The organism is Bacillus sp. BC08 (genome assembly GCF_054326875.1).
Genome location: NZ_JBTGPA010000037.1, coordinates 346833 through 373314, shown reverse-complemented (window position 1 = coordinate 373314; position 26482 = coordinate 346833). Strand labels below are relative to the sequence as shown.

The 26482-nt window shown below is 34.6% G+C and carries 21 protein-coding genes, 2 pseudogenes and 1 riboswitch; of the genes and pseudogenes, 6 read left to right on the top strand and 17 right to left on the bottom strand.

The annotated features are described in order from the left end of the window. Positions 1-182 precede the first annotated feature (182 nt). Positions 183-755 (top strand): hypothetical protein, encoded by a 573-nt coding sequence (locus ACXVYO_RS25535; protein WP_458468943.1) that lies wholly within the window; start codon positions 183-185, stop codon positions 753-755. 500 nt (positions 756-1255) lie between these two features. On the opposite strand, the gene nheC is transcribed toward ACXVYO_RS25535, so the two are convergent. From nheC to ACXVYO_RS25515, 4 genes are all read right to left on the bottom strand, one after another. Next, positions 1256-2335 carry a non-hemolytic enterotoxin NHE subunit C gene (gene nheC, locus ACXVYO_RS25530; RefSeq protein WP_458468941.1) on the bottom strand — a complete coding sequence of 360 codons (1080 nt, stop codon included), beginning with the start codon at positions 2333-2335 and terminating at the stop codon, positions 1256-1258. A 107-nt stretch (positions 2336-2442) separates the two neighbouring features. Then, positions 2443-3651, bottom strand: a complete 1209-nt coding sequence (nheB, locus tag ACXVYO_RS25525) for a non-hemolytic enterotoxin NHE subunit B (protein WP_458468940.1) — start codon at positions 3649-3651, stop codon at positions 2443-2445. Positions 3652-3682: 31 nt separating this feature from the next. Then, positions 3683-4843, bottom strand: coding sequence for a non-hemolytic enterotoxin NHE subunit A (gene nheA, locus ACXVYO_RS25520; protein ID WP_458468938.1), 1161 nt, complete (start codon positions 4841-4843; stop codon positions 3683-3685). Between the two features lie 593 nt (positions 4844-5436). Then, complete coding sequence (locus ACXVYO_RS25515; protein WP_458468937.1) at positions 5437-7263, bottom strand: APC family permease; 1827 nt, start codon at positions 7261-7263, stop codon at positions 5437-5439. Between the two features lie 144 nt (positions 7264-7407). Beyond that, positions 7408-7554, bottom strand: a riboswitch (cyclic di-AMP (ydaO/yuaA leader). Positions 7555-7693: 139 nt separating this feature from the next. Between ACXVYO_RS25515 and ACXVYO_RS25510 the strand changes: the two genes are divergently transcribed. Next, positions 7694-7822, top strand: a complete 129-nt coding sequence (locus ACXVYO_RS25510) for a hypothetical protein (protein ID WP_000031869.1) — start codon at positions 7694-7696, stop codon at positions 7820-7822. Between the two features lie 55 nt (positions 7823-7877). Here the strand turns inward: ACXVYO_RS25510 and ACXVYO_RS25505 are convergent. From ACXVYO_RS25505 to ACXVYO_RS25490, 4 genes and pseudogenes are all read right to left on the bottom strand, one after another. Continuing rightward, positions 7878-8012 (bottom strand): annotated as a pseudogene (locus ACXVYO_RS25505) (oxidoreductase); the annotation flags it as partial. 146 nt (positions 8013-8158) lie between these two features. After that, positions 8159-9289 (bottom strand): RNA-guided endonuclease InsQ/TnpB family protein, encoded by a 1131-nt coding sequence (locus ACXVYO_RS25500; protein ID WP_458468935.1) that lies wholly within the window; start codon positions 9287-9289, stop codon positions 8159-8161. Continuing rightward, positions 9289-9417: a hypothetical protein gene (locus tag ACXVYO_RS25495; protein WP_000672785.1), complete on the bottom strand. Its 129-nt coding sequence runs from the start codon at positions 9415-9417 to the stop codon at positions 9289-9291. The genes ACXVYO_RS25500 and ACXVYO_RS25495 overlap by 1 nt, the downstream gene beginning before the upstream one ends. A 513-nt stretch (positions 9418-9930) precedes the next feature. Continuing rightward, a pseudogene (locus ACXVYO_RS25490) lies at positions 9931-10737 on the bottom strand (ketopantoate reductase family protein); the annotation flags it as partial. 175 nt (positions 10738-10912) lie between these two features. Here ACXVYO_RS25490 and ACXVYO_RS25485 point away from each other — a divergent pair. Continuing rightward, positions 10913-12388, top strand: coding sequence for a hypothetical protein (locus ACXVYO_RS25485; protein ID WP_458468934.1), 1476 nt, complete (start codon positions 10913-10915; stop codon positions 12386-12388). Between the two features lie 163 nt (positions 12389-12551). On the opposite strand, the gene trhO is transcribed toward ACXVYO_RS25485, so the two are convergent. After that, a complete protein-coding gene (trhO, locus tag ACXVYO_RS25480; RefSeq protein ID WP_458468932.1) occupies positions 12552-13511 on the bottom strand; it encodes an oxygen-dependent tRNA uridine(34) hydroxylase TrhO in 960 nt (319 codons plus the stop codon). 475 nt (positions 13512-13986) lie between these two features. On the opposite strand from trhO, the gene ACXVYO_RS25475 reads away from it, so the two are divergent. Next, positions 13987-15282: an Nramp family divalent metal transporter gene (locus tag ACXVYO_RS25475; protein WP_458468930.1), complete on the top strand. Its 1296-nt coding sequence runs from the start codon at positions 13987-13989 to the stop codon at positions 15280-15282. Here the strand turns inward: ACXVYO_RS25475 and ACXVYO_RS25470 are convergent. From ACXVYO_RS25470 to ACXVYO_RS25460, 3 genes are all read right to left on the bottom strand, one after another. Further along, complete coding sequence (locus ACXVYO_RS25470; RefSeq protein ID WP_458468929.1) at positions 15239-16180, bottom strand: M23 family metallopeptidase; 942 nt, start codon at positions 16178-16180, stop codon at positions 15239-15241. The two genes, ACXVYO_RS25475 and ACXVYO_RS25470, sit on opposite strands and share 44 nt — an antisense overlap. An 83-nt stretch (positions 16181-16263) precedes the next feature. Then, positions 16264-17331: a sensor histidine kinase gene (locus ACXVYO_RS25465; RefSeq protein WP_458468927.1), complete on the bottom strand. Its 1068-nt coding sequence runs from the start codon at positions 17329-17331 to the stop codon at positions 16264-16266. Continuing rightward, a complete protein-coding gene (locus tag ACXVYO_RS25460; protein WP_458468926.1) occupies positions 17321-18019 on the bottom strand; it encodes a response regulator transcription factor in 699 nt (232 codons plus the stop codon). Before ACXVYO_RS25460 ends, ACXVYO_RS25465 begins: the two co-directional genes overlap by 11 nt. A 142-nt stretch (positions 18020-18161) precedes the next feature. Here ACXVYO_RS25460 and ACXVYO_RS25455 point away from each other — a divergent pair, with 142 nt between their 5' ends. After that, entirely contained in the window at positions 18162-18692 is a 531-nt protein-coding gene (locus ACXVYO_RS25455; RefSeq protein WP_458468924.1) for a GNAT family N-acetyltransferase, read from the top strand. Positions 18693-18746: 54 nt separating this feature from the next. Here ACXVYO_RS25455 and ACXVYO_RS25450 read toward each other — a convergent pair whose 3' ends face one another. After that, the gene (locus ACXVYO_RS25450; protein ID WP_458468922.1) at positions 18747-20372 is read right to left on the bottom strand and encodes a peptide ABC transporter substrate-binding protein; all 1626 of its coding nucleotides are present in this window, start codon (positions 20370-20372) and stop codon (positions 18747-18749) included. A gap of 562 nt (positions 20373-20934) precedes the next feature. Between ACXVYO_RS25450 and ACXVYO_RS25445 the strand changes: the two genes are divergently transcribed. Continuing rightward, entirely contained in the window at positions 20935-22323 is a 1389-nt protein-coding gene (locus ACXVYO_RS25445) for an alpha/beta fold hydrolase (protein ID WP_458468921.1), read from the top strand. A 207-nt stretch (positions 22324-22530) separates the two neighbouring features. Here ACXVYO_RS25445 and ACXVYO_RS25440 read toward each other — a convergent pair whose 3' ends face one another. The 4 genes from ACXVYO_RS25440 to ACXVYO_RS25425 all read right to left on the bottom strand — a co-directional run bounded on the left by ACXVYO_RS25440 (position 22531) and on the right by ACXVYO_RS25425 (position 26468). After that, on the bottom strand, positions 22531-23856 hold the full coding sequence (locus ACXVYO_RS25440; protein WP_458468919.1) for a bifunctional S-methyl-5'-thioadenosine deaminase/S-adenosylhomocysteine deaminase: 1326 nt from the start codon (positions 23854-23856) through the stop codon (positions 22531-22533). A 53-nt stretch (positions 23857-23909) separates the two neighbouring features. Then, a complete protein-coding gene (locus ACXVYO_RS25435; RefSeq protein WP_144610958.1) occupies positions 23910-24269 on the bottom strand; it encodes a YunG family protein in 360 nt (119 codons plus the stop codon). 27 nt (positions 24270-24296) lie between these two features. After that, a complete protein-coding gene (locus ACXVYO_RS25430) occupies positions 24297-24740 on the bottom strand; it encodes a GNAT family N-acetyltransferase (protein WP_458468918.1) in 444 nt (147 codons plus the stop codon). A 213-nt stretch (positions 24741-24953) separates the two neighbouring features. Continuing rightward, the gene (locus ACXVYO_RS25425) at positions 24954-26468 is read right to left on the bottom strand and encodes an acetyl-CoA hydrolase/transferase family protein (RefSeq protein ID WP_458468917.1); all 1515 of its coding nucleotides are present in this window, start codon (positions 26466-26468) and stop codon (positions 24954-24956) included. Positions 26469-26482: the final 14 nt, after the last annotated feature.

The following is a 26482-nucleotide window of genomic DNA, read 5'->3' as shown; positions in this document are numbered from 1 at the left end:
TTAAGAAAATCAAATTTAAGAAACCTAAGTCACTAACTAACGGTTATATTCACTTCGAATTGATTAGTAAATCGGGTACAAAAAGAACTAAATTAGAAGTAACAAAAGAAGAAAACGCCGTATTTTTCACAAGGAAGCTAAAAAACTGGTTGAAAGTCATCTGTAAACGAAGGAGCATAATAATGAAAAAAAAATTACTTACAGCATTAACTTTTAGCGCATTACTTATAGGTATGGTTGCTTGTAACCCAGATGAGAAAACTACAACTGAATCAAAGTCATCTGAACCTACATACAAAAAGGATGAAACAAAACCAAAAGGGAAATTAGCATTTCAGGATATGACTACAGATCAATATCTGCAAAACTACAACAATATTAAAGATGATTCAACTAATCAAGGTATTCAAATACTACCTTTTAATCTTGAATATGAAAAAAGCACTGAAACTCATCGTTTTTATTACACAAAAGCTGAAGATAGTACATCAGAAGCTAAATGGGTTAGTGTGAGCCTGAGAAGAGATGATAAAACAATTAACAGTATTTTATATAATGGCGCTCCAGACCTAGACACTGTTAAAGCCATGATAAAAGCTACAGGGTTAACATGGTCAGACAAACTAGATAGAATGGTTGAAGGAAATGAATTTAATAAAGATAGCAATGAGATAGTAGTTGATGCTGTAAAAATCTCTATTTTCGGAAGTCCTACTACTATCAATGTTTCAATCGATGCACCGGCAAGCATTTAACATGGTTAATATCAATTCGGAGGAAGGTACCTTAGGGTATCTTTTTTCCCTATTCTGCTGCAAATGATTAGGGTATTACAATAATAATAAAAAAGAGCTGTAAAATATATTATTTTTATACAAAAATAATATATTTTATAAGATTGAAAACAATTTACTTATTTCAACTTCTACCTTTACTTTGTTTAATAATTACTCTTTAATTTACTTGGAGAATACCATTTTAATTCAAAAAATGATTTCGTTACATTCTTTAAGACCATTGAAACTTTCTTAACATTGTTAAAAATGAGGGGATCGGCTTGAAAATGGACTTAGCGTTGTAAATCCGCATTTTTCTGGTGGTACCCCATCAGAAATTCATCTATGTTATTAGTATCAATTTGTCTAAATGTTATTAATAACATAGATAAAAAACATAGAAAATTTATATATCAAATTACAAGTCCACTTCTCACAAAAAACAGGATGAAAAATAAACAGGGGAACTAGTCCACTGTTTATTTCGCCACACCTTCATGTAATTTTTCTGTATAATCTTTTACATCTTTCCAGCTATCTTTCGCTGTATGTAAATCTTCTTTTATAAACGTAAATTCTTCAGGGCTGATTCCTTTTACGTTTTGTAGTAAATTATTATATTTTGCCCCTACTGTATACCATTGATTTGATATATTTTGCAATGCTGTAATTGCTGCATCAATCGTTTCAGTCATATTTGTTGTTTTATTTTTTACATCTGTCAAAATTGCAACTTCTGCTTGTGCGCCAGAAATTCTATCTTTTAAATTTGCTATTTCTCTTTCTGCATTTGCGATATCTTTTTTCGCAATGGCAATCATCGGTCCGCCAGCAAGACATGTTATTAATGCAACGCAAAGTACGCCACCAGCAATGACCATATCATTACTCTTTTTGATTGAATCGTTATATGTATTAATTTGTTGTTCTAGAGCTGGAATACCAGCATTCGTACTTGCCAAAATCGAGGTTAGTTGATTTGTATCCTCTTTAAAGCTATTTGTGTCTTTCGCCATTCTATCGCGAAAGGCTTTCAAATCTCCTAATAATACATCTACCTCATTTTGATTCTTTACAATATCCGCATACAACTTTTCTAAATCCGCCTTTAACTTTACGCTATCTTTTTGATCTATCGCAATTAGCATGCTATTATAATACGCTTGAAAAGTATTATTGTAATTAATAATATTTTGATCCGTTTTCATAATTTGCGGCTTCATATGATCTAACCAATACATCGCGTTAATTTTTGCATCTCTTTGATGCTGAATCATATTTCCTTTAAACTCACCATTAATGGAACTTATTTTACTTAGATCAGTCTCTTGCTGATTTTGAATTAATTTTGCATATGAGTCCATTGCGAATATGCTTGATGTCGTTTGCGCCATTACATCTTGGAATCCAGCTGGCCCTAACGAATAATTTTTCACACTTTCTTGCAATGTTTTTACGTTTTGTTCTTCTGCAAAAGGATGTAAAGGAAATGCGTTACTCGTTGCCACCCCAGCAATCATTAACGTTAAAAGACATTTTTTATAAAATCGTTTCTGCATTCTTTTCACCTATTTTCTTTATAAAGGTATAAAAAGCTCCTGCTCACAACTGAACAGGAGCTTCAAATCTTTCATCAATACGTAACGCTCTAACGATTCGTATTTAATTAAGCTTTTTTCGTATCTACTACTTTAATATCTTCAGCATAAATCTTTTCTGCATAGTCTTTAATGTTTTTCCAGCTATCTTTCGCAATGTTTAAATCTTCTTTAATGAAAACAAGGTCGTTTGGACTAATTGAATCTACATTTTGAAGTAAAGAATTGTATTTTGATCCCATTGTGTACCATTGGTTTGAAATATTTTGCAACGCTGTAATTGCAGTATCAATTGTATTTGTTAAATACTCAGTTTGTGTTTTAATGTTCGTTAATCCTGCTACTTCTAATTGAGCAGTTGTAACTTGTCCTGTTATTTTTTGAATTTCAGCTTGTGCATTATCAAGTTCTTTCTTCGCTAATACGATACCAGCTGTACCACCGCCTACAGCTGCTGCACCACCTGCAATTAATGCGACTCCTAGCGGCGTTCCTGCACCTGTAGCAATAACTACTGCACCACCAATAATTGCAATTGGCCCTAGAGCTGTCGCAACTGATGAACCGATAATAATTGCATTATATTTACTAATCGCTTCATTGTACGTTGTAATTTGATTTTGCAGAAGCGGAATTCCAGCATCTTGACTAGCTAATATAGATGTAATTTGATTCGCATCACCTTTGAAGTTTTGCGTATCCGATGTCATTTTGTTTCGGAATTTCTTCAAGTCTTCTACTAACTGATCTACTTGTGCTTTATTTTCATTAATACTACTTGATAATCTAGTTAAACCTTTCGTAAGAGTCGCCTTATCTTTTGCATCTACCGCAGCAACTAAAGTATCATAATAGTTTTGGAATTTCGTATTGTAGTTAATGATATTTTGATTCGTTGAAATAAGCTGTGGTTTTAATACATCTAACCATTGCTTCGCATTTCCTCTAGCTGTATCTTGGTGCTGAATTACTTTCCCTTTTAAAGCCGCATCAACAGACGATACATTACCAAAGTTAACATTACCTTGTTTAATAATTGTTAAAGCGTACAGATCCATTACTAAAGCGTTTGAACCTGTTCTTTCCATTGCATCTTTTAAGCCTTCTGGTCCTAATGAATATTCCTCATAATCATTATAAGCTTTTGCTACCGTATGAATTGGAGCTTGTTTCACTGTATTTTCAGCTGCATACGTATGGGCTGGCATGATGTTTCCTGCTGCAAATACTGCCATAAGTGCTGATAGAGCCATTACTTTATAAGGTTTTTTTGTCATTTTTCTTCTCTCCCTATATCGTTACTTATTTTTAATGTACTTCAACGTTTGTAACGTAATCTTCAAATTGATTCGTTTGCTTATTCATTTCATCACTTACTTTTTTAATTTGGTTGAAATGTTTTTGTAGTAAACTACTGTCTGTATACGTGCCTTCTTCAACATTCTTTTGAATTTGGATCATATTATTATTTAAAACTTTCCAATCCGTTAATAACGTTTCTAAAGTTGAGATTTGACGATCGATTAGTTCTGTAAAGCTACTTACTTGATCTTCAACGAATGTAATTTGTGTCGCCTCTGCTTCAGTTTGTGATAACTTTTGAATAAGTGGTAGTAGCTCTTTTTGCTTTTGCTGAATGCGAAGAGCTGCTTCCCTCGTTTGACTATCTGCAGCATTTACAATTTCATTACTTAAAGTACCGATAGAAACAAAATCAATTGTTTTCGTTTGTGCAGTTTGATTTGTAATTGTAAATACTTGTTTACCGATATTTATAGAACCCTTAATAATTTCTTGAGGTCTATTCAAAATAGTAGTTAGTTCAGCTTGAATTTCCCCTTGAATTCTTTTAATATCTTCTCTTAACTTCACAATATCTCCACTTGATCCTTGTAGTGTTTTTATTGCTTCATCAGCTTTAATCGATAAGTTATTGCTATCTTTGTCTAATACCGTTTTAAATCGATTTAACTCTAATAAATCTTGCTCCATACTCTCTTGGATGCTTTGTACTTGCAATTGTAACTTTCCATATGCGCCTGTAAAATCTGCTTTTGCTTGTTCATCTTCATTTACGTTTCCTGCGAGTTCATAGAGCTTACTATAATAGCTATTAAATCTAGTACTATATCTCATCATCTCTTGATTTAAGTCAATTAGCTTCGGATTATATTCATCAATCCACTCTCTTACATTTGCCTTCGCAAACTTTTGATGATTCGTCAAACTACTCATCGCATTCACCTTAATGTCTGGCTGTTGTAAAATAACTAATCCGTATGCTTGTATTAGTGGTGACTGTGATCCTAACATTCTAATTGAATTGGATAATGTATTTGGAGCAATTACATTTTGTGCATATACTGTTTTCACTTCTGTTTGCCCCTCCTTAGCGTAAGCGCTTACAGGAATGAAGCAACTCGTAGATACTGCCGTAACCAATAACCCTGTAATTAAAGTCTTTTTCACTTTAACTCCTCCTATGTATTAGTAACTATTACTATCGCATTTTATTATTCTATTTTCTTACACATAATTTGAGATGGTTAAAATAGAGAACGTTCTCACCGCGATCCATGTATGAACCACCTTTCTCAACCTTTATTGCTACAGTACTTACTTATTGTTATAAAACATTTCATATGTGATTAGTATGAATAATATTGTATAAAATTTCTATTTTATAGCCATTTCCATATTCACACAGTGAATATATTACATGAAAATATTATTCATTATAAACTAAAAAACGTACGTCAATATGAAATTCTGTTTTGTTTTCATGTAAGTTTTGTACTGTAAGGTCATTTAAACACAGCTATTTATATAACGTAAAGAAGTATTTTCACTCCCTTTATTTTCAAGCTTTCCTGTCCTTATTTCAAAATATAATCCGCTTCACTATTCCAATTGAAATATCCATATATCACAACAAAAATCTCTACTTATTCACAGACGTAAAAATTATATAAATATATCTTTTAGGCTCATATGCAATTATGCATAGCGTATACACAAAAAGGATAGCTTCACTTTCATGAAGCTATCCTTAAAAAATCTTCTTACTTTTTTAAATGATATGGCACTGTCGTAATAACAACATTTCTTTTATAAAGTAAATACGCACGAATAAGTAAACTAGATTGGTTATGAAGAATGTTATGCCAACCTTTTTTCGGAATGAACTGTGGTATAACGACTGTAACTCGGTAATTTGATTCACTCGCTTTATATTGCACTGTATCAATAAACTTTGTGAGCGGCTGAATAATACTTCTATAATGCGAATGTAATGTAACAAGTCTTACTTCAGGTTGCCACTTCTTCCATTTCTCTTCGAATTTCTTTTCCTCTTCTCTGTCAAAAGCAACATATACAGCGATAACTTGATCTGCAGAAAGAGCCTTAGCATAATTCAATGAATTTTCTACTACATGAGTCATACCAGCTACCGGAACGACAATTACATTTCCCTTAATCGGAACAAGTGGCTCACAAGTTTTTAAACTTAGTTGGTCTCCTACCGCATCATAATGCTTCTTAATTCGGTGGAACAAGAAGATTATAACAGGTAAGAAAATAAGAATCGACCATACTTGTGCGAATTTAGTTAAAAAGAACATACTCATTACGATAAAACTAATAACTGCACCAATCAAATTAATCGATAATCGTAAAATCCATCCTTCAGGTTTTTCACGAAGCCATTTTAATACCATACCAGTTTGAGAAAGGGTAAACGGAATAAATACACCTACTGCATATAACGGAATTAAATGTTCTGTTTGGCCTTGGAAAGCTACAATTAAAATAATCGAAGCAATTCCAAGTATAATAATACCGTTTGAGTAACCTAGGCGATCTCCTCTAATCGTAAACATTCTCGGTATGAATTTGTCTTTTGCAAGGTTAACTGCTAATAATGGAAATGCAGAATACCCTGTGTTAGCAGCAAGAATTAATATTAAAGCAGTTGTACCTTGTATGAAATAATACATGAAATTACGCCCAAAAGTTTGTTCAGCAATTTGTGAAACAACTGTTACTTCTTTACTTGGAGTAATTCCGTAATAATAAGCTAAGAAAACAATTCCAGAAAATAAAACTGCGAGTAATGCACCCATTGCAAGCAATGTTTTCGCAGCATTGTTAGGTGCAGGATCTTTAAAGTTTGGAATTGCGTTAGAGATCGCCTCAACACCTGTTAAAGCCGAACTACCCGATGCGAATGCTCGTAGCAGTAAGAACAAACTAATTCCTGCAACTGGTGTTCCAATCGGCGTGTGTAAAGTCGGTGACACGTGACCAGTTAAAATATTATAAATCCCTACCCCAATTAATATAAATAGTGCTAGAACAAATAAATAAACTGGATATGCTAAAACGGAAGCTGATTCTGTTACCCCTCTTAAATTTAAAATAGTAATCAATATAACAAATATAATCGCAATGATTACATTATGTGCATGTAAGCTAGGAAAAGCTGATGTGAGCGCGTCTGTACCTGCTGAAACACTTACCGCAACAGTTAAAATATAATCGACTAATAAAGATCCTCCAGCTATTAACCCTGGATTCATCCCTAAATTTTCTTTTGATACAACATACGCTCCCCCGCCATGCGGATAAGCAAAAATAATTTGACGATAAGATAAAATAAGGGCTGTCAATAACACTAATACCCCAACAGCTATCGGAATAGAATACCAATAAGCAATCGCTCCAAGACCTGCTAAAGCAATTAAAATTTGCTCTGGTCCGTATGCAACCGATGACAATGCATCAGAAGATAAAATAGCTAACGCCTTCGTTTTATTAAGCTTTTGCTCTCCTAGCTCAGTTGATTTTAACGGTCTTCCAATTAAAAATCTTTTAATAGATGAAACCACTGCTGTCCACTCTCCAATAATTTTGTACGAACGATGCTGCTTGTTACAGCCAGCAAACTATTTCTTCAGAAAACAAAAAATGTCTACAAGCCATAGCGAAATAGACTTGTAGACATTATTTTTTTTGTCGCACAAGCTCCACCTTCCTTCTCAATATAACGCTTACGAGGTTAGCTGTCGGATTCGGGCCTATGAGTAGCCCTACCTTTTTCAAGGATTCACCCCATTGGATTAAGAACTAATCCATAAGAACGGGTCCCCCGCACCATGCGGTTTCAGCGATTTAGAAAATTGAAACTGTGGATTATAATACTCCTTTATTTTCAAAATGTAAACAAAAATTTTTAAAAAGAAAAAATTTAAATGATTGCGCATAATCCGCCGGTAAATATACATAATGAATACTAAAAAATCGATAAAGGAGACCCACATGTCTAAAGAAAAGAAGCCTATTTTTTCCGATTCCTATTTAGATGCGTTAGCAAATGAAATTAATCAATTATACGGTAAACGTGAACAGGAAATAAATTTGACAGATAGAACAAAAAGAAATAAATAAGTTGTCATAAAAAAAGAAAGCAATACACTTATATATTGCTTTCTTTTTTATTTTTTCATACATCCAATTCTATTGCTGATTTGTTAAGGAGCAGTTCTTCATACACTTTCAAATTTTGATATACCGCTCCCAATAATGGTGCTTCTATAGAAAATTGTTCTGCTGGATCTAGTAAGTATCCTTGTAAATGCTTCCGATACGATAAACTTAACTAAATCTATACAATTCAATCAAATTTACACGAGTTAGTGCTTCATCGTGTTCTCGCAGCCCCAAAGGGACGAGGGGTATAACACTCCACACGAGGCAGTATCGTTACCTCCTATTATCAAGTATTCATTTTACCCATCTTGATAAATTTATCGACGCATTTACATCCCTATCGTGATGGCTATTGCATGAAGCACAACACCACTCACGTATTTTTAAACTCCACTGTCCTTCTGGTTGAACTGAATGGTCGTATTTAACTCCGCAACATGAGCAAATCTTGCTTGAGGCGAACCATTTATCAGCTTTTACATACGCAATGCCATACTTCTCGCACTTGTATGACAAACATTGAAAGAAGAAGTTTAATTTTTGAAATGAAAATGCTTTCGATAGTTTTTTGTTTTTTAACAGGTTTGAGATAAATAAGTCTTCCACAACAATTCTCATTGGTTTGGTTTTCACCAATTTAGCTGTTGCTTGATGGATATGGTTATTTCGGATATTCGTAATTTTCCTAGATAACCGCAGGTGCTCAGTTTTCGCTTTTTCATATCCGGCAGATTGAATTTTTACACCTTTTTTAAATCTCCTAGACATATCTCTTTGCGCTGACTTTTTCCTTTTCAAAAGTTTTTTAACCTTGGCATCTTTGTTTATATTTCGTTCTTTCATACCATTAGAAGCTACAAACAGCTCTTTTAAACCAACATCCACACCAATCGACTCATCGGTTAGTTCTTGTAATTCAAAGTCTTCTTGGAATCCTACACTCATCCACCAGTGACGACCATCAAAGGTAACTCTTGGATTGGATGGTTTTTTGTTTCTTGGTAGTTGCTGGCTTGTTTTCACTTCTCCAATAGACTGAATATGAACTACTTTCTTTCCTATAACCAGTCTTTCATAATTGGCATAAAATCCTTGGATTACATCTTTTTTGGATTTATAAGAAGTTTGATAACCATTTTTGTACTTTTTGAACGAATGTTTTCTCGCCTTATCAAAATCTTTTGAAGCCTGTTTAGGAACTTGTGCGTTGATGCCATTTAACCACTCATATCTCTTTCGCTTCTTGATCTTTGTAAATCGTTTCTGTAAAGCTAACTGTGAAACAGATTTTCCAAATAGCTTATAGTATCTATCACTCATTCTTTTACAATAGTTATAAGCGAATCTTGCAGCACCAGCATGGTTTCTAAGCACTTGTTCTTGTTCAGGCGTTGGAATCAGTCTGACTTTCTTCGCTAATATCATCAGAATGTAACTCCTTTAATGAAAGATTTGTTCTTCTGAATCGTAGCGTGTTCCACCAGCATTCTCCTTAGACTACTCGGATGCAAACCTGTTAATTCTGATACTTGACTAACTCGTGAAAATTTCATGATTATTCTCACCTCATTGAACCTAACATAGCACGTACGTTCGGTATTTTCAATGAAGTTTGATAGATTTAATAAAATTTATCTTGTTCAACTAAGGGCGCAATTCCTTAGCCAGTTCTCTTATGAACTTCTCATGTTTTCACATGAGCGCAGACTATATGTTTATCTCTTTAGAGATAGAGGATTTTTCCACCACCGTAGGCTTGTGGTGTACTCTCGTCAGTTATACGAGATAGTCGTTGAACGTTCATCTTATCCATTTTGACTTAGATGATTCGAGGCGGAAGACCCATTGTTCTAGTGTTTAGGATTTAACCTTGCACCATCTGATTGATTTTTTCTGCTTTCGCGACATTCACGCTCGCCATTTCTAGCCACGTTGTAGTTCAATCAGCTTTAGGGATTGCCCGCAGTTACCCCTCACTACTAGCCAATCACTTGACTAGCAGGGCTTACTGATATATTTAATTAACTTTGGTTATAATTGGTTAAATAAATCGTAACAGTTAGTTACCCTTCAATAGACGCACCTTTTTCCATATCCCGCTGCATCGATGACTTCATATCGTACGAAATTTTATCAATTGTTTTCATATGTTCCTGGACAATGTCTTCCTTAACTGGTGCCCCTATATATTTCATAATTTGCACACATTCTTCAAATAAGTTTTGGATAAAATCGCGACCACCTTCGCTACCGCGAATCGGCCCTATCGGTGCACGCATCAATGTCGTCACACCCGACATTACAGTAATGAATAAATATTTATGCCACATATCTTGTGTAATATTTTCACTTAATACAAAACTAGATTTCGTACCTGCAAATGCTTTAGAAATATGCTGTATTCTCTCTGAATCTTGAGACTTCATTTCTCCAAATACAAGTCTGTTGGCAGCACTCGTTTGTACTATTTCTCCTTGATCGTTGAGCGTCGTCTCAATAAAGCATAAACCGCCAATTACTTTTTCTTCGCCGAACTCCTTTTGTAATAGTGATACATGGGCAATACCATTTAACAATGGAATGATGACCGTATTTTCACCTACAAACGGCTTCAAATCTTGCATTGCCTCGTTTAAGTGATACGCTTTTGTTGAAAATAAAATGACATCAAATGGAGCAGTTCGATTTTCCTTCGTTATTAATTTCGGTTGGAAGGAAAAATCTCCGTTTATGCTTCTAATTACAAGTCCTCTTTCCTCCAATTGTTTTTTCCGTTTACTACGAACAAGAAACGTAACATCCTCTCCCTTTTCTACTAAGCGCCCTCCAAAAAAACCTCCAACGCCTCCAGCTCCTAATACTAAAATACGCATACAACATCCCCCTTTTCAAAATACAATTTTATAACATTTCGTATACATAACATTATACATGTCCCCTACTAAATAAGCTGAATTTTCATACTCAATCAAATATAAAACAGTGGTTATTTTCAAATGAATTTGGGCATGTTGTTTTTATAGCATATATGGAAAGGAAACAATGTTAATGGAGGTAATACAAACAATCGAGGAAAAAGATGTAACAACAGCCATATTTCAATTTATATTCCCGTTTTCTTTTAAAACTGGATATGAACAAAATATGTTCCCTTTCTTACAGAAAAATGATTTTCACCCTTTTCGACTTGATCATCTTGAAAATGAAAATACATACTACGGAAAGTTTCAAGTTTCACATCAAAATATGGAAGCTTACTATCTTTCATTTACAAATAAAATACTCTTTCCTCACTCAGCACATCAAAAAGGATTGCAGCGCTATTCTAAAGACCTTAACTTAGCTGGACATTTAACAACAAATTTGATTTCCGTTCCATTCAAGATTCATTCTATTGACGTAACACTTTGTCCTTATGAGCTTGGATTCTTAACAATTCGGACAGAAGTAGAAACCGCTCCAAACATGACATTATCAGAAGCAATTGAATTTGCCGCCCGCTTCCGTGTACTTGAAACTAAAAATGGTACAAATGAAACTATCTGTATCGAATGTAATGGCAAACAATATTCACAAGTAGAGAAGCTCATATTCGGCGATTTATTTCATGGCTTAACAGACTTCTTTGAGAAAAAGAGATTGCGGAGCTCTTACTTTCAAACATTCCCATTCTTTGAAGATCAACGAATGTATGTACAAACTTTATTATCTATAAACAAAGAGTCGGACCTTCATGTAGTTGATGTATACCGAGCTTCCAGTCTTTCCGGATTAACAGACGATGGTAAGCCTTATATTAGTGCAAATAATGTTCCTTATATTCAAGATTATTTAATAAAACATTCTTATCAAAGATGGGCTCCTAATCGCTACTTTATTATGGAAGAACATATTTTCACATGTATAACAAACGAAGGTGAACACGAATTCTCTAAACTTGCTAGTCAAATGTACGGGGAGTTTTATTACGCCTTATTATTGAATTTATTTCATAAAGTTGTTTTATTAAAAATGGCAAATGCTTATGCTGAGTTAAATATTGAGCAAGATACAAATGAAATAGAGAAATTAATTTATTCAATCAATTCATTTACAGCGAATTACTTTTCTTTAGAGCTAGTATCCCAATCACAGAGTGAAGATATTTTCTTCCGCTTAAGAAATCTATTTAACATTGAAGTACTATACTCAAATGCAAAACAAAATCTTGATAGTTTATTTAAATATCAAGAAAATGTCGCTTCTAAAAAAGATAGCCTTTTACTATTAATTTTAACGCTCTACTCTGTAGTAGGCCAAATGTTAGGGTTTACTATGATTGATCTTTTAAGAAACACTGATTCAAACAAAATATCGTCACCACTGGAATTTTTCGCACTTTTAATAGCAATTAGCGGTATCGTCATTTCACTTATTTTAGGTACGCAAAGTTTATACCAATGGAGTCAACAACATAAACGAAGAAAAGCATGGGTAAAACAAACTGTACTTTCTGCTGTAAAAGAGAAAGATGATAAGAAGTAAAGAAGGTTATTTTCAAATTACAAATACGTGGCAGGATTCAGTAAATGAAATTTTCATGAGCGATTTTTACAATATATCGAATTACTGACAAAAGAAAAACTACATAATAAAAAAAGTACTCCAATCTAAAACCTGGAGTACTTTTTTATTACACTAATTCAGCTTACTTCCCTGCTTCGATTTTCTCTAATGCAGCAGCTACTTGCTCTTCCGTTAATTCATGTTGTATTACGTAGCGGTTACGTGGGCTTACACGACATTCATGAGAACATGCACGTAAATGTTTCGCTTCGTTTTCTTCAGAACATAAAATCTTCTTATTACACTCTGGATTTGAACAGTTTACATAGCGCTCACAAGGTTCTCCTGAAAAGTGGTCTTTACCAACAATAACATGTTCTTTTTGGTTTACTGGTACAGCGATACGCTCATCAAACACATAGCATTGTCCATCCCAAAGCTCACCTTGTACTTCTGGGTCTTTTCCGTACGTTACAATACCACCGTGAAGCTGACTCACATCCTCATAACCTTCACGAACTAACCAACCAGAAAACTTCTCACAACGAATTCCGCCTGTGCAATACGTTAAAATCTTTTTACCTTCAAGTGTTTCTTTGTTTTCTCTAATCCAATCTGGTAATTCACGGAATGATTCAATATCAGGTTTAATCGCACCTTTAAAGTGTCCTAAATCGAATTCATAATCATTTCGTGCATCAATGATAACTGTATCTTCTTGTTTCATTGCTTCATAAAAATCTTTTGGCTCTAAATACTTACCAGTAATTTCTTTTGGATTAATGTCGTCTTCTAAACGAAGTGTCACTAACTCGGGACGAGGACGTACGTGCATTTTCTTGAATGCATGCCCTTCTTCTTCATCTATTTTAAATACGATACCGTCAAAACGTGGATCGTTGTTCATTGCTTCCATGTATTTCTCAGTTTGCTCTACAGTACCAGAACAAGTTCCGTTAATTCCTTCTTTTGCTACAAGAATTCTACCTTTTAATTCAAGTGAATTACAAAATGCTAAATGCTCTGCCGCGAATTCTTCTGGATTTTCAATTGTTGTGTACATGTAATATAGTAATACTCTATATGGTTTTGTAGTTGCCAATGTGTTTCTACCACCTATCTAATTTTTAAAATCATGTATAAGTTAACGTTCATATCAAAACATATATAATAAGAAAATGAATCCATTTTCTTCTCTTTATACTATTTTCTATCAGTTAACAAAAATAAAAAACAAGATTACACACCAAAACCCTGTGGTTATGTTGTAATCCCAATATATTATATATCATACAAATGCAATTCCATCAATTAATATGCTGGGTTATCGGCTTTTTGTTCACATAAATTTCAAAAATAGCCCTTTAATTCATTATGTTTCCCCACGTCATCACACCATAAACTCCCAATTTTTTATTACACGACACCATCCATTGCAGCAAGGCATATAATTTGCACTAAGGAAACATTTATGTTCAAATAAAAATATCATCTAATACATCTAAATGTATTGAAATAAACAATAAGAATACTTACAATAATTTCATCAAGTTAACATTTCAAAGGGGAAAACTACTATGAATAAAGATATATCAAAAGATGAACAAGTCCCTTCTCAAAGCACAACTGTTCAATCCGCACACTTAGCTTTAAGTGGCGAAACGAAAGGCTGGAAACGACTGTTACCGTTTTTAGGACCCGCTTTTATCGCATCCGTAGCTTATATTGACCCTGGTAACTTTGCTACAAATATCGCAGCTGGTTCTCAATATGGATATTTACTATTATGGGTTATATTCGCTTCTAACTTAATGGCGGTATTAATTCAAACTTTATCAGCTAAATTAGGAATTGCTACAGGAAATAATTTACCGGAAATAGCTCGCGAGCACTTTCCAAAACCTGTGTCTATCGGCTTATGGATACAAGGTGAACTCGTTATTATGGCTACAGATTTAGCTGAATTTATCGGGGCAGCACTCGGATTGTATTTATTATTTGGAATTCCTATGTTACCAGCTGCTTTAATTACAGCAGTCGGATCATTTATTATTCTTGAGTTTCAACGCAGAGGATTTCGCCCACTAGAAGCTATTATTACAGGGATGATTTTTATTGTAGTAATAGCATTTGGGATCCAAGTTTTTTATGCAAAACCCGAATTAAGTCCCCTTCTTTCAGGACTATTGATTCCGAAATTCCAAGGTGTAGACAGTATATTACTTGCAGCAGGGATATTAGGCGCAACAGTTATGCCACATGCAATCTATTTACATTCTGCATTGACACAACGCCGCGTGGTTGGAACAACTGAAGAACAAAAGAAAAAGATTTTCCGTTTCGAATTTATTGATATCATTATTGCAATGGTTATCGCTGGAGCAATTAATGCGAGTATGTTAATTGTTGCTGCTGCATTATTCTTTAAAAATGGCTTGCATGTTGAAGATCTTGATGTTGCTTTTAATCAGTTCAGTACTTTAGTCGGTCCAGTATCAGCTGCTTTATTTGGAATTGGGCTCTTATCAGCAGGACTATCTAGCTCTTCTGTCGGTACAATGTCAGGTGATATTATTATGCAAGGTTTTATTCGAATGCATATTCCTTTATACTTACGCCGCTTTATTACAATGATTCCACCTTTAGTTATTATCGCTTTAGGTGTAAATCCAACTTACGCTCTAGTCATGAGCCAAGTCGTCTTATCATTCGGTATTGCTTTTGCATTAGTACCACTTATTATGTTTACAAGCAATAAAAAAATTATGGGTGCACTCGTTAATCACCGCATAACAACCTTTATCGCTTGGATCATTGCTGCACTTGTTATCATTTTAAATATTTTCTTACTGTATCAAACATTTGTAGGGTAATAGAAAAAGGTATTCCAATAAAACTGGAATACCTTTTTTCATTACCACTTATGTATGTACCTCTTTCTGGCATTATCGCACCTTTCTCAGTTCGAAAGTAAAGTGGTAATCCTTCCGAAAAAAACATGCTCACCTTGGATGGATCCTGCCTTTGATGATGAATATGTAAATGCGGCTCACTTGAACTTCCAGAGTTACCGACTTGGGCAAGAACATCTCCTTCATTTACATGTTGTCCTTCCCTCACTTTAATTGATCCTTGTTTTAAATGGGCAAGAATCAAAAATGTCCCTGATTCATCTAGTCGTAAATAAATATGATTCCCCGCCATTGACTGAAAATCATCCGATCCTGGAACTACATCTTTTTCATCATTATTGATAGATACAACTGTTCCAGAAGCTGGTGCCATTACTTTCGCTCCATATATTCCATAATCCCCTAAATTACTACTTTTCACTTCAGCAGGCGGAATAAGAATATCATATGCCCATCGTTCATTTGGTTTTATAGCATGATAGTTCGTTTCTAATCGATCACCGCCCCAGCCCACTAATGCTCGTTCATTCAGAGGAAAGCGAACGACTGCTTTAGGACTCATAGATTGTACATCTGCTGGGTAAGCAAGTCCCCCTATGTTAGCAAACCATCCTAAAGGCCAGGCTCCAATTATAGAGAAAAGAACGATGAAGAGTAGTGTTCTATCTATTCGCTTTCTGAAAATGCCTTTCCACAAAAATAGTAATACTGAACCTATCAAAATAAAGATTGATACTAAGCTAAAGGCTTGTAACCCCCACCAAACAATGACTGATATAACACCATGGGCTAAATAAACTACACTCCAACTTATAATTAAAAACGCTACTAAAATTACTAATACATATCTCTTCCACATGTTGTACCCCCCACCCTCATATCTTTGTTCTACATAATACGAAGTGAAAATTACGACATATAAAAGAAATACTTACGATTTTCTTACAATTCTTTATAATGCGGTAAAACGATGGTAAAAACAGTTTCTTTCTCATTACTGCACACAGTGATATCCCCTTTATGGAGCTCTGCTATACTTCTCGCAATTGCAAGTCCCATTCCTTTTCCACCTGTATAAGAGCTACGTGATTTTTCGCCACGATAAAACTTCTCAAAAACATAAGGAAGGTTCTCTTTCGGAATGCATTGTCCAAAATTTTTAATTTCTATTTCAACATTCATGTCTCTTTTAGAAATTCGAATCAAAATCTGTTTTCCGTCTTTCCCGTACATAATACTATTACTAATTACATTTTCGAACAGCCTCACCATAAGCGCTACATCCATTTCCACATGTAACTCCTTATCACCATTAATACAAAAGCTCATATCAGCATCATCTAGTTGTGGTACAAAATCAATCATGATTTGTTCAATGAACGCTTTCATATTTACTACACTTTTATGTAATTCAATCTCCCTATAATTTATTTGACAATATTCTAATAAATCATCTACTTGATTTTTTAATTCATAACTTTTTCGCTTTAATATACTTACATACTGTTCACATTCTTCTCTATTTGAATGAAGCTGATTTCCTAACAGGTCCGCATAACCGATTAGAGATGTTACAGGTGTTCGTAAGTCATGAGAAATATTGCTAATCATTTCATTTTTCGTTTCCTGCGTTTTTTTTTCATTTTCGATAGACTCTTTTAAACTTTTAGCCATCCTATTAACATTCGTTGCTAATTCACCAATCTCGTCATTTTTCGAAATAGGTATATGTATTTCCAAATTACCATTACTTATTTCTTTCAAGTTCTTATTTATTTCAGATAACCTTTTCATCATTGTTTTTGTCATGAATGCAAAATATATTGTAGTAAAAATTAAAAAAGCTATTACATATAAAAATGAATATTTTTTCTCTAATTCGGTAACTTGACCATATATATTTCCAATTAATATTTGAAACGTTATTATACTTACAGTTGCTAATAAGATGCTACATATGAATGCGATAAAAAACTTAGCTCTAATACCTTGTAATGATTTAATCTTCAATTTTATATCCGACTCCCCAAACATTTTGAATAAACTTCGGTTCTTTTGGATTCTCTTCAATTTTATTTCTTAATCTTGCGATATGAACCATTACTGTATTATTACTTTCATAGGCTCTTTCTTTCCAAACGCTTTCATATATTTCTTCAATAGTGAACACACGATTCTTTGCAGCTGCCATTAAGTACAAAATATCATATTCAGTTTTCGTAAGATTGATCGTTTCTCCATATAACATTACTGTTCTAGACACTTCATCTATTTCTAAACCTCTAATGTTTATTTTCTTTTCTATTACTTGGACAGTATTTTGATTGAAATATGTATACCTTCTTAATTGAGCCTTCACTCTCGCTATAAATTCAATTGTACTAAACGGCTTCACAATATAATCATCTGCGCCAGTACTAAATCCAATTACTTTATCTACATCCGATGATTTTGCGCTTAAGAACATAATTGGTAAACTATGTTTCTCTCTAATCCTTCTGCACAATTCTATCCCATCCATGTGTGGCATCATAATATCCAAAATAGCAAGTTGAATACTGTTATTATTTATGATTTCTAAAGCCTCTTCTCCGTTATGAGCACTTAAAACTTTAAAACCTTCTTGCATTAAATTCGCGTTAACAAATCGAACAATATCTTGATCATCATCTACAATTAAAATTGAGTTTTTCTCCATATACAAACCTCTTTTTAAAATATATTTCACAATCAATTTTATCATAAATTAAAACCATACTTCCCTCTTGAATAATCTTTATTTTCAGACTAGATTATATAATAACAACACATTCTAGTTTCAAAAGAAATGGAGTGAAAGCATGTTTCCTATATTGAAAACCGACCGACTCATTTTAAGAGAACTTACCGAAGAAGATGCACCGAGTATACTACAATGCTTCTCTAATACTGACGTACTGCGCTATTATGGCCAAAAACCATTACAAGATGTTGATCAAGTGAAACAAGTCATTCATAACTTTAAACTCAGTTACAATGCAAGAAGCGGTATAAAGTGGGGAATTGAATTAAAAAACAAGAAAGAACTCATTGGTACCATCGGTTTTCACGATTGGTCTTCTGAGCATAAACGGGCCAATTTAAGTTATGCCTTTTTCCCTGAATACTGGAGAAAAGGATATGCGACTGAAGCTGTTTCTGAGGTTATATCATACGGTTTCCATACCATTCACTTAAAGCGTATTGGGGCAATTGTATTTCTTGAAAATGAAGCTTCCAATAAAGTGCTATTAAAATTAGGATTTGAAAAAGAAGGCGTTCTAAAAAATTATATGTATCAAGATGATATCCCCTATGACACGAATTTTTATTCTTTATTAAAATCGGTTTAATAGAATGCATGCGTAAAAAACCTTACTTTTAAAAAGTAAGGTTTTTTGTATTTATTAATTTAGGATATAAGCATTCTTATAAGTATAAATACCACCAAATTGATGCTTCTCAATTCCTTTTACATAATCCTTTTGTACGTATGCTGAGCCCATTTGATAAAGCGGTGCGACCGCAGCATCCTCTAATAAAATACGCTCGGCCTCTTGCAATACTTTCCATCTTTTCTTCTGATCTAGTACTAAATCGCTTTTTGCTTTCTTTATTAATTCATCGTACTGACGGTTCGAATAATTCATTTTGTTATTCTGATTATCCGTCGTAAAGAGTTCTAAATAACTAATTGGGTCTTTATAATCCGGTCCCCAATTTGCCATAGATATATCGTAATCTCCTGTTTGTTCTAACTGTAATTTTTGCTTAAATGGCTGTTGTTTAATTTGTATCGTTAATCCTTGCAAATGCTTTTCTAAGTCACCTTTTATATATTCTGCCATACGTTTTGCATTATCTTGTTCATATGTTAAAAATTCGAGGTTTACTTCGTCTACTCCCAGTTCTTTTTTCGCTTCCGCCCAAATCTTTTTCGCATTTTGCAAATCATATGGAGAAAGATCTCCATTTTCTTTTCTAAATTCTTTGCCAGTCTCTTCATTTATATGACCAGCTGGTACAAGTCCGCTTGCAGACTTTGCCCCGTTATTAATAAAGTGAGCAACGAAATCTTCTTTATTTAACGCTAATGAAATAGATTGACGCACCTTTTTATTTGCTAACGCACTATTTTTCTCATTAAAACGTAGCATAGCGATTCCAGGATCGCTCGACATATGTAATTCCTTATTCCCTTTATACTTGTCTACAAATTGAGAATTAATAGGCACCCGGTCTAAATTACCAGCTTCGTATAAATTAACAGCCGTCATTGTATCCTTTACAATTTGAAAGTTTATCTCGTCTAATTTCACTTTCTTTTCATCCCAATATGTAGCATTCTTCTTTAATTGAAACTCTTGTTCATGCTTCCATTTCTCTAATACAAATGGCCCATTATATATGAGATTACTAGTTTCCAATGCATAATTCTTTCCTTGTTCTTTCAAAAATGATTCATGCTGTGGTAAGTATATCGGCAGTGCTAATAACTGTAAAAAATACGGAATTGGCTGTTCGAGTTCCACTTCTAACTTATAATCATTTATCGCTTTAACACCAAGGTTATCAAGAGCCATTGTTCCTTTATTAATTTCTTTCGCATTTTTCACATGAAAGAGCATGTATGCATATTGAGACGCTGTTTCAGGGTTAATTGCACGTTTCCATGCAAACATAAAATCATTTGCTGTCACACTGTCTCCATTTGACCATTTTGCATCTTTACGCAAATCAAATGTATATTTTTTACCATCTTCACTTCTTTTAAACGATTTTGCTACCGCTGGAATAGGCTGATCTTGATCATCTAATACATACAAACCTTCAAATATGTTTTGCATAACGTGTGCTGATGTACCATCCATCGTTTTCGCAGTATCAAGAGAAGGAATTTCTTCTGATACTGTTACATTTAATACTTGTTTTTTTGCCTCTGCGTCACTTTTATTTGCTTTATTATTACAAGCTGTTAATAATAAAGTTGTAACAAGTGCCATTACCATTAAATGGCTCTTTTTTAGCTTCATGAGTTGTTCTCCTTAAGTATAAAATATTATAAAGCGTTATATATTATAGCAGAAATATGAATAGAAAGATGCGACATTTTTTTGAATATTTATTCGTTCAAGAAAAAAGCGATCCTTTTAAAAAAGGATCGCTTTTCCTTAATAAAATCAAAACTAATTGTGCCCTCAATTGTATGAAGGAAATGTTCTTTCGGAACTAACTCTTCAACAGAAACTGATACACATTCGTCACAATGATTATTAAAGTACCACCCTAAGAAATCTCTCCTTATTCTCTTTTTATCCGTGTTAACACATAAAAAGAAGTTCAGATAGAAAGTGGTATTTGACAAACCTTATACACTTAAGGTTTTTGTAAGGATCAAGTAAGAAAAACGAGAGCTTTGTTTCGTATAGTCAAAATATGAAGTGAAGGAAGAAAGAGAGATTAAGAGTTACCAAAGTTATTAAGACAAAATCAGCACGGTTGGTTTTAGATGAACATATCAATGGATTAGGCCTTTTTGCACCAGAACCATAATTACCATGCCTGTTTTTACCATCACATATTGGAGGTTAAAATATGAATAAGAAAAAGAAAATACAAAAAACAGTACTTTCCTTTACCCTGCTTTTTTCTTTTGGCATTTCATCTTTCCCGCTTACAACAGCTATTCACGCAAATACACATGCGAAACAATCTACAGAAAAGGAACGAGTCTCTTTAACAGAGCGGACATCGTTATTTTTTGAATATCTCCAGCAAGGTAAGTATGCAGAGGCACTTCAGTTGACGTCTGCTGCTTTTCAATCTAAGTTTACAGCAAACACATTACAAAACTGGTGGAAACAAAGTGACTGGAGCGGGATAAAAAGTATGGGAACCCCCGTGATAAAAGAACGAAACTTGGTCCATCTGACGGTGGAAATTCCAGGAACCACCCAAGGAGCTACCATACCGTTACTCCTTAAATTCACACCTGGTGGGAAAGTAGATGAAGTTGGGGTAAGGACGCCTCCAGAATCTTATATTATCCCGCAGCCTAGCTACGATCAACCTGCTTCCTATAAAGAACGTGAAATCGTCATTGGAAGTTCTACCTATCCGTTACCTGCCACATTAACGGTTCCGAAACATAAGCCTGGTGAAAAGGTACCCGTAGTTGTTCTTGTTCATGGTGCTGGCATCCATGATCGCGATAGTACATATCTGGGAACAAAAATCTTACGAGACATTGCGGTGGGCCTTTCGTCCAACGGAATTGCGGTGTTACGCTATGAAAAACGCACCTTTGAACACGCATTAAAGATGAGTGCAGAACCGGTTACGTTAGACCGTGATACTACAGATGATGCCATATATGCAGCAAAATCAGCAGCGCAGCAGGAAGGCATTGATCCAAATAATATTTTCATTCTCGGACATAGCCAAGGTGCTGGCACAATGCCACGAATACTGAGCAAAGCGCCTTCCTCACTTGTTCGAGGAAGTATCTTACTCGCACCACCTGCACGCCCTTTGACTGACACTGCCATTGATGTGAGTCAATACCTTGGGGCGCCAAAGGAAGTAATCGATGAACTAAAAAGACAGTTCGCTTTTATCCTGGATCCTACTTTCGATCCTGACCATCCGCCAGCTGGCTACAATTTTCCATTTCCGTCTCCTCATTTTATGTATGATGTTACTAGGTGGCGTCCAGTTGAGGAGGCAAAATCACGAAAAGAGCCTTTGCTGATTCTGCAAGGGGCACGCGATTATCAAGTAACAGTAAAAGAAGATTATACAAAATGGCAGGAAGGACTTTCAAAACGCGGGAATGTTCAGTTCAAAGAATATCCGAAATTGAATCATTTCTTCACGGAGGGTGACGGGGAATTGAGTCTTCCAAGTGAGTACGAAATCCCTGCAAATGTTCCCGAGTACGTCATCCAGGACATTATTGCATGGGTCAATGAAACAAAAAAATAAGAAAACATCAAAATCCTTCATGCAATCATTATTGCGTGAAGGATTTTTTGAAACTAGTGATTTTATCTAAACCATTCTCTTCTGTTTTATTAATCAACACTCATAAAAAATTTCTCCTTTCCCTCTTTTTATCAGTGTTGACACATAGCACAGGCAAAGGTACAAAAACAGGCTGTGGAGAAAACCTTCTCCACAGCCTAAAAATATCTATCTTTGCAAACCTCGTTTATAACGACTCGCTTCAAATATAATACGCTCTTCATCTAATGTTTTACATTCGCCATTCCAAACGACACGTTTTCCGTTAATAATAACATCGCTAATATCTTTTCCACTAGCAGCATATACAAGGTGCGATAATACTTCGTCTGCTGGTTGTAAATGCGGCTTATTAGATGGGTCAATCGTAATAAAATCAGCACACTTTCCAACCTCAAGTGATCCTGTTTGTTTCATGCCGATTACTTCAGCAGCTCCTTTAGTCGCAAGTGTAAGAGCTGTTTCAACTGGTAACGCTGTTGCATCTTGATGAATACCTTTTTGTAATAATGTTGCAATGCGCATTTCTTCAAACATATCTAAATTGTTGTTAGAGGCCACACTATCTGTTGCAATTCCTACTTTCATTCCTGCTTCTAGCATCGCTTTTACATTCGCTATACCAGAACCTAGTTTTAAATTACTATTCGGGTTATGTGCTACTCGAACATCATGTTCTGCTAAAAATGCACGCTCATTTTCATTTAATACTACGCCGTGCGCAATAACCGTTGGACGTTTAAACAACCCGCAACTTGCTGCATATTCTACTGGACGTTTTCCGTACTGTGCTTCAATATCACGTACTTCACGCTCTGTTTCCGAAAGATGAATATGAACCATCGTTTGATTTTCTACTGCAATACGAGCGCACTCTTCTAACAGTTCTGTGGAACATGTATATGGACTATGCGGTGCAACCATCGTAGTTAACATGCCACTTTCGTTATAGTAACGCTTCACATATTTCTCAGCTTCTTCGATTGCTTTCTTTTCATCGTCTTTCGTTCCGAAGCTAAATAAAGTTCTTGAAACAGCAGCTCGCATTCCACTCTTTGATACCGTTTCCATAATTGCATCTTGATCTACTCCAATTGGATTAAACATGTCAGAGAATGATGTTGTACCACTTTTCACCATTTCAAGTAATCCTAATTCCGTACTAGCAACCGCAAGCTCTGGAGTAAACTGACTTTCAAGTGGCCAAATTCTCGTCTCCAACCATGGTTGTAATAACATATCATCGCCAATACCTCTTAAGAGACTCATTACAACGTGTGTATGTGTATTTACAAGCCCTGGTAAAACCCACTTTCCTTTCATGTCAATTACTTCATCTACTGCAAAATCATTAGCGAATTCTCCGCTCTTTACATCTATAATTTGATCATTTTCTACAATGATATATCCATTTTCTATCACTTCGTTTTGTTCATTCATCGTTACGATTGTAGCGTTTACATAAGTTGTTTTCAAAAGTATTTCCCCTTTCAACTCTATGAAGTTCCCTTTAATAAGTTACCACCATTATAGTAACTTATTAAAGATTAAGAGTCAAAAGATAATTTCAATTCTTTCATTATCTTTTCCTTCAAAATGCTATATTGTTTTTCATTTGTATCTGCAAATGCTTCTTCTCGATTTGATTCCACATCCAAATAATTCAACCTTTCATTGAACTGAGTTTCTGTAAAATCAAACCTCTGTCCAGCTATACAGTTATAAAAATGCCACACCTCCCCTACTTTTGTCTTTTTGATTTTTCCTCCGTATATATCTTGAACGACTAAAGCAGTTACACCACACTGTCCCTTTGCCGGATTCTCAATAGTCCACTTTGAACTTGTTTCAATCGACCATGATTTTATTAGTGCTTCATATATCCTTTTTATCTTTACATCATCCATTCTAATCTTCTCCTACTATTAATTGTTTTACACATCATATTTCAAAAGAGGCAGTAAACGATCCTCAAAAACCGTTGATGGTGTCTCTCCTATTAACTTCGCTCCCATCTTCAAGTAAAAGCCTTTTGCATTCGGATCACTATCAATCGTAAAACTTTTTATTCCTAATTCATTTGCTTGTTGTATTACATACCCCCAAAGTATTTTCCCGTATCCTTTCCCTTTGTAACGAGGATGAATGTACAGGAAATCAAGAGCTTTATCATTACGTAAAAATGAGAAAAATCCAATCTTCGTATTATCGTTTTCTAAAACATATACAAAATTATTATTTATGTACTCTTCTGTAATTGTTAAATCTTCCTTACAAGCAAGTATGAATGCTTCACTATAGTTCCACGTTGCTTTTGAATGTAGTGCGAGTTCACTTAATTCATTTGCTTCACTTAATAATGCTTTTCTTATCTTCATGATTCTTTCTCCTCACCTTTGATATATAAACTATTAAAATGATTCGAAAATTAATTTAAAAAACCTCTTATTTCCGTAAATAAGAGGTTACTTTTATAATTCTTCATAATAGGTAAAAATTTCAAAAAAGAAAAAGAACGCCATTCCTGAAAATTGGCGTTCTTTTTCTTTTAACCTTTATGGCATAGTATTTTAAGAATCATTTTTACACTTCTATACAGTTTCTACTACCTCTTCAAGCATTGTTCCATTTTTAGCATAATTCGTATGCCAAGAAAAAGCTTTTTCTAAAACATGAGGAGTTTGTCCACCTCTTGCTTGTGCTTCTTCGAAATAAGCTTTTAGCTGGTCACGATACATTGGATGTGCGCAATTCTCAATAATTAGCTCCACTCTTTCTCTTGGCGCTAGTCCTCTTAAGTCCGCATATCCTTGTTCAGTGACGATAACATCTACATCGTGTTCCGTATGGTCTACATGCGAAACGAAAGGAACGATACTTGAAATGTTACCACCTTTTGCAATCGATTTAGTAACAAATATAGCTAGACGTGCATTTCTCGCAAAATCACCAGAACCACCAATACCATTCATCATCTTTGTACCTAAAACGTGAGTAGAGTTAACATTTCCGTATATATCTAATTCTAAAGCAGTATTAATCGAGATTAATCCAAGGCGACGAATGATTTCAGGATGATTAGAAATCTCTTGCGGGCGCATCATTAATTTGTTACGATATTTTTCAAAGTTAGAAAATACTTGTTGCATTTTCTCTTCAGAAAGCGTGATCGAGCAGCAAGAAGCAAAATTAACTTTCCCAGCGTCCATTAGATCAAAGACCGCATCTTGTAAAACTTCAGAATACACTTCTAAATCTTCAAACTCCGAATCTAGCATGCCGTGCAATACTGCATTGGCAACTGAACCAATTCCCGATTGTAACGGTGCTAAACTCTTTGTTAATCGGCCTACTTTAACTTCTTCTCGAAGGAATTCTATTAAATGTTGTGCCATAATGACAGTTTCTTCATCTGGAGGAACAATTGTCGATGGTGAATCCAGTTGATTCGTAAACACAATCCCCTTCACTTTTTCAGCATCAATTGGGATACCAATTGTTCCAATTCTATCATCCGTTTTTACGAGCGGAATCGGAAGTCTTTCCCCTTGTTTACCTGGTTCATATAAATCATGTAGCCCCTCTAGTTGCGTAGATTGAGCCATATTCATTTCAATAATAATGGACTTAGCATTTAAGGAAAATGCTAAGGAATTTCCAATTGAAGTGGTTGGAATAATCATTCCATCTTCAGTAATCGCAACCGCTTCCAAAATAGCGACATCTATACCCATAACGTCAGCACGAAGTAACTCTGCTGTATGAGATAAGTGCTGATCCACAAATAAAAGGTCTCCGTTATTAATTCCTTTTCGCATAGTCGCATCGGCTTGGAAAGGCAATCTTTTCCCTAAAATTCCTGCCTCAGCAAATAATTTATCTACATCCGAACCTAAGGAAGCTCCCGTATAAACATTTACTTTAAAAGATTTATCATTTTTAACTCGATTTACAAGTGCAAACGGGACTGCTTTTACATCCCCAGCACGTGTAAATCCACTTAACCCTAAAGTCATTCCACTTTCAATCCATGAAGCTGCTTCTTCGGGTGTAACTACGCGATCTTTTAATCGTTGATCCCTAATTCTATCTAAATTATTCTCCATATGTAATCCCTCTC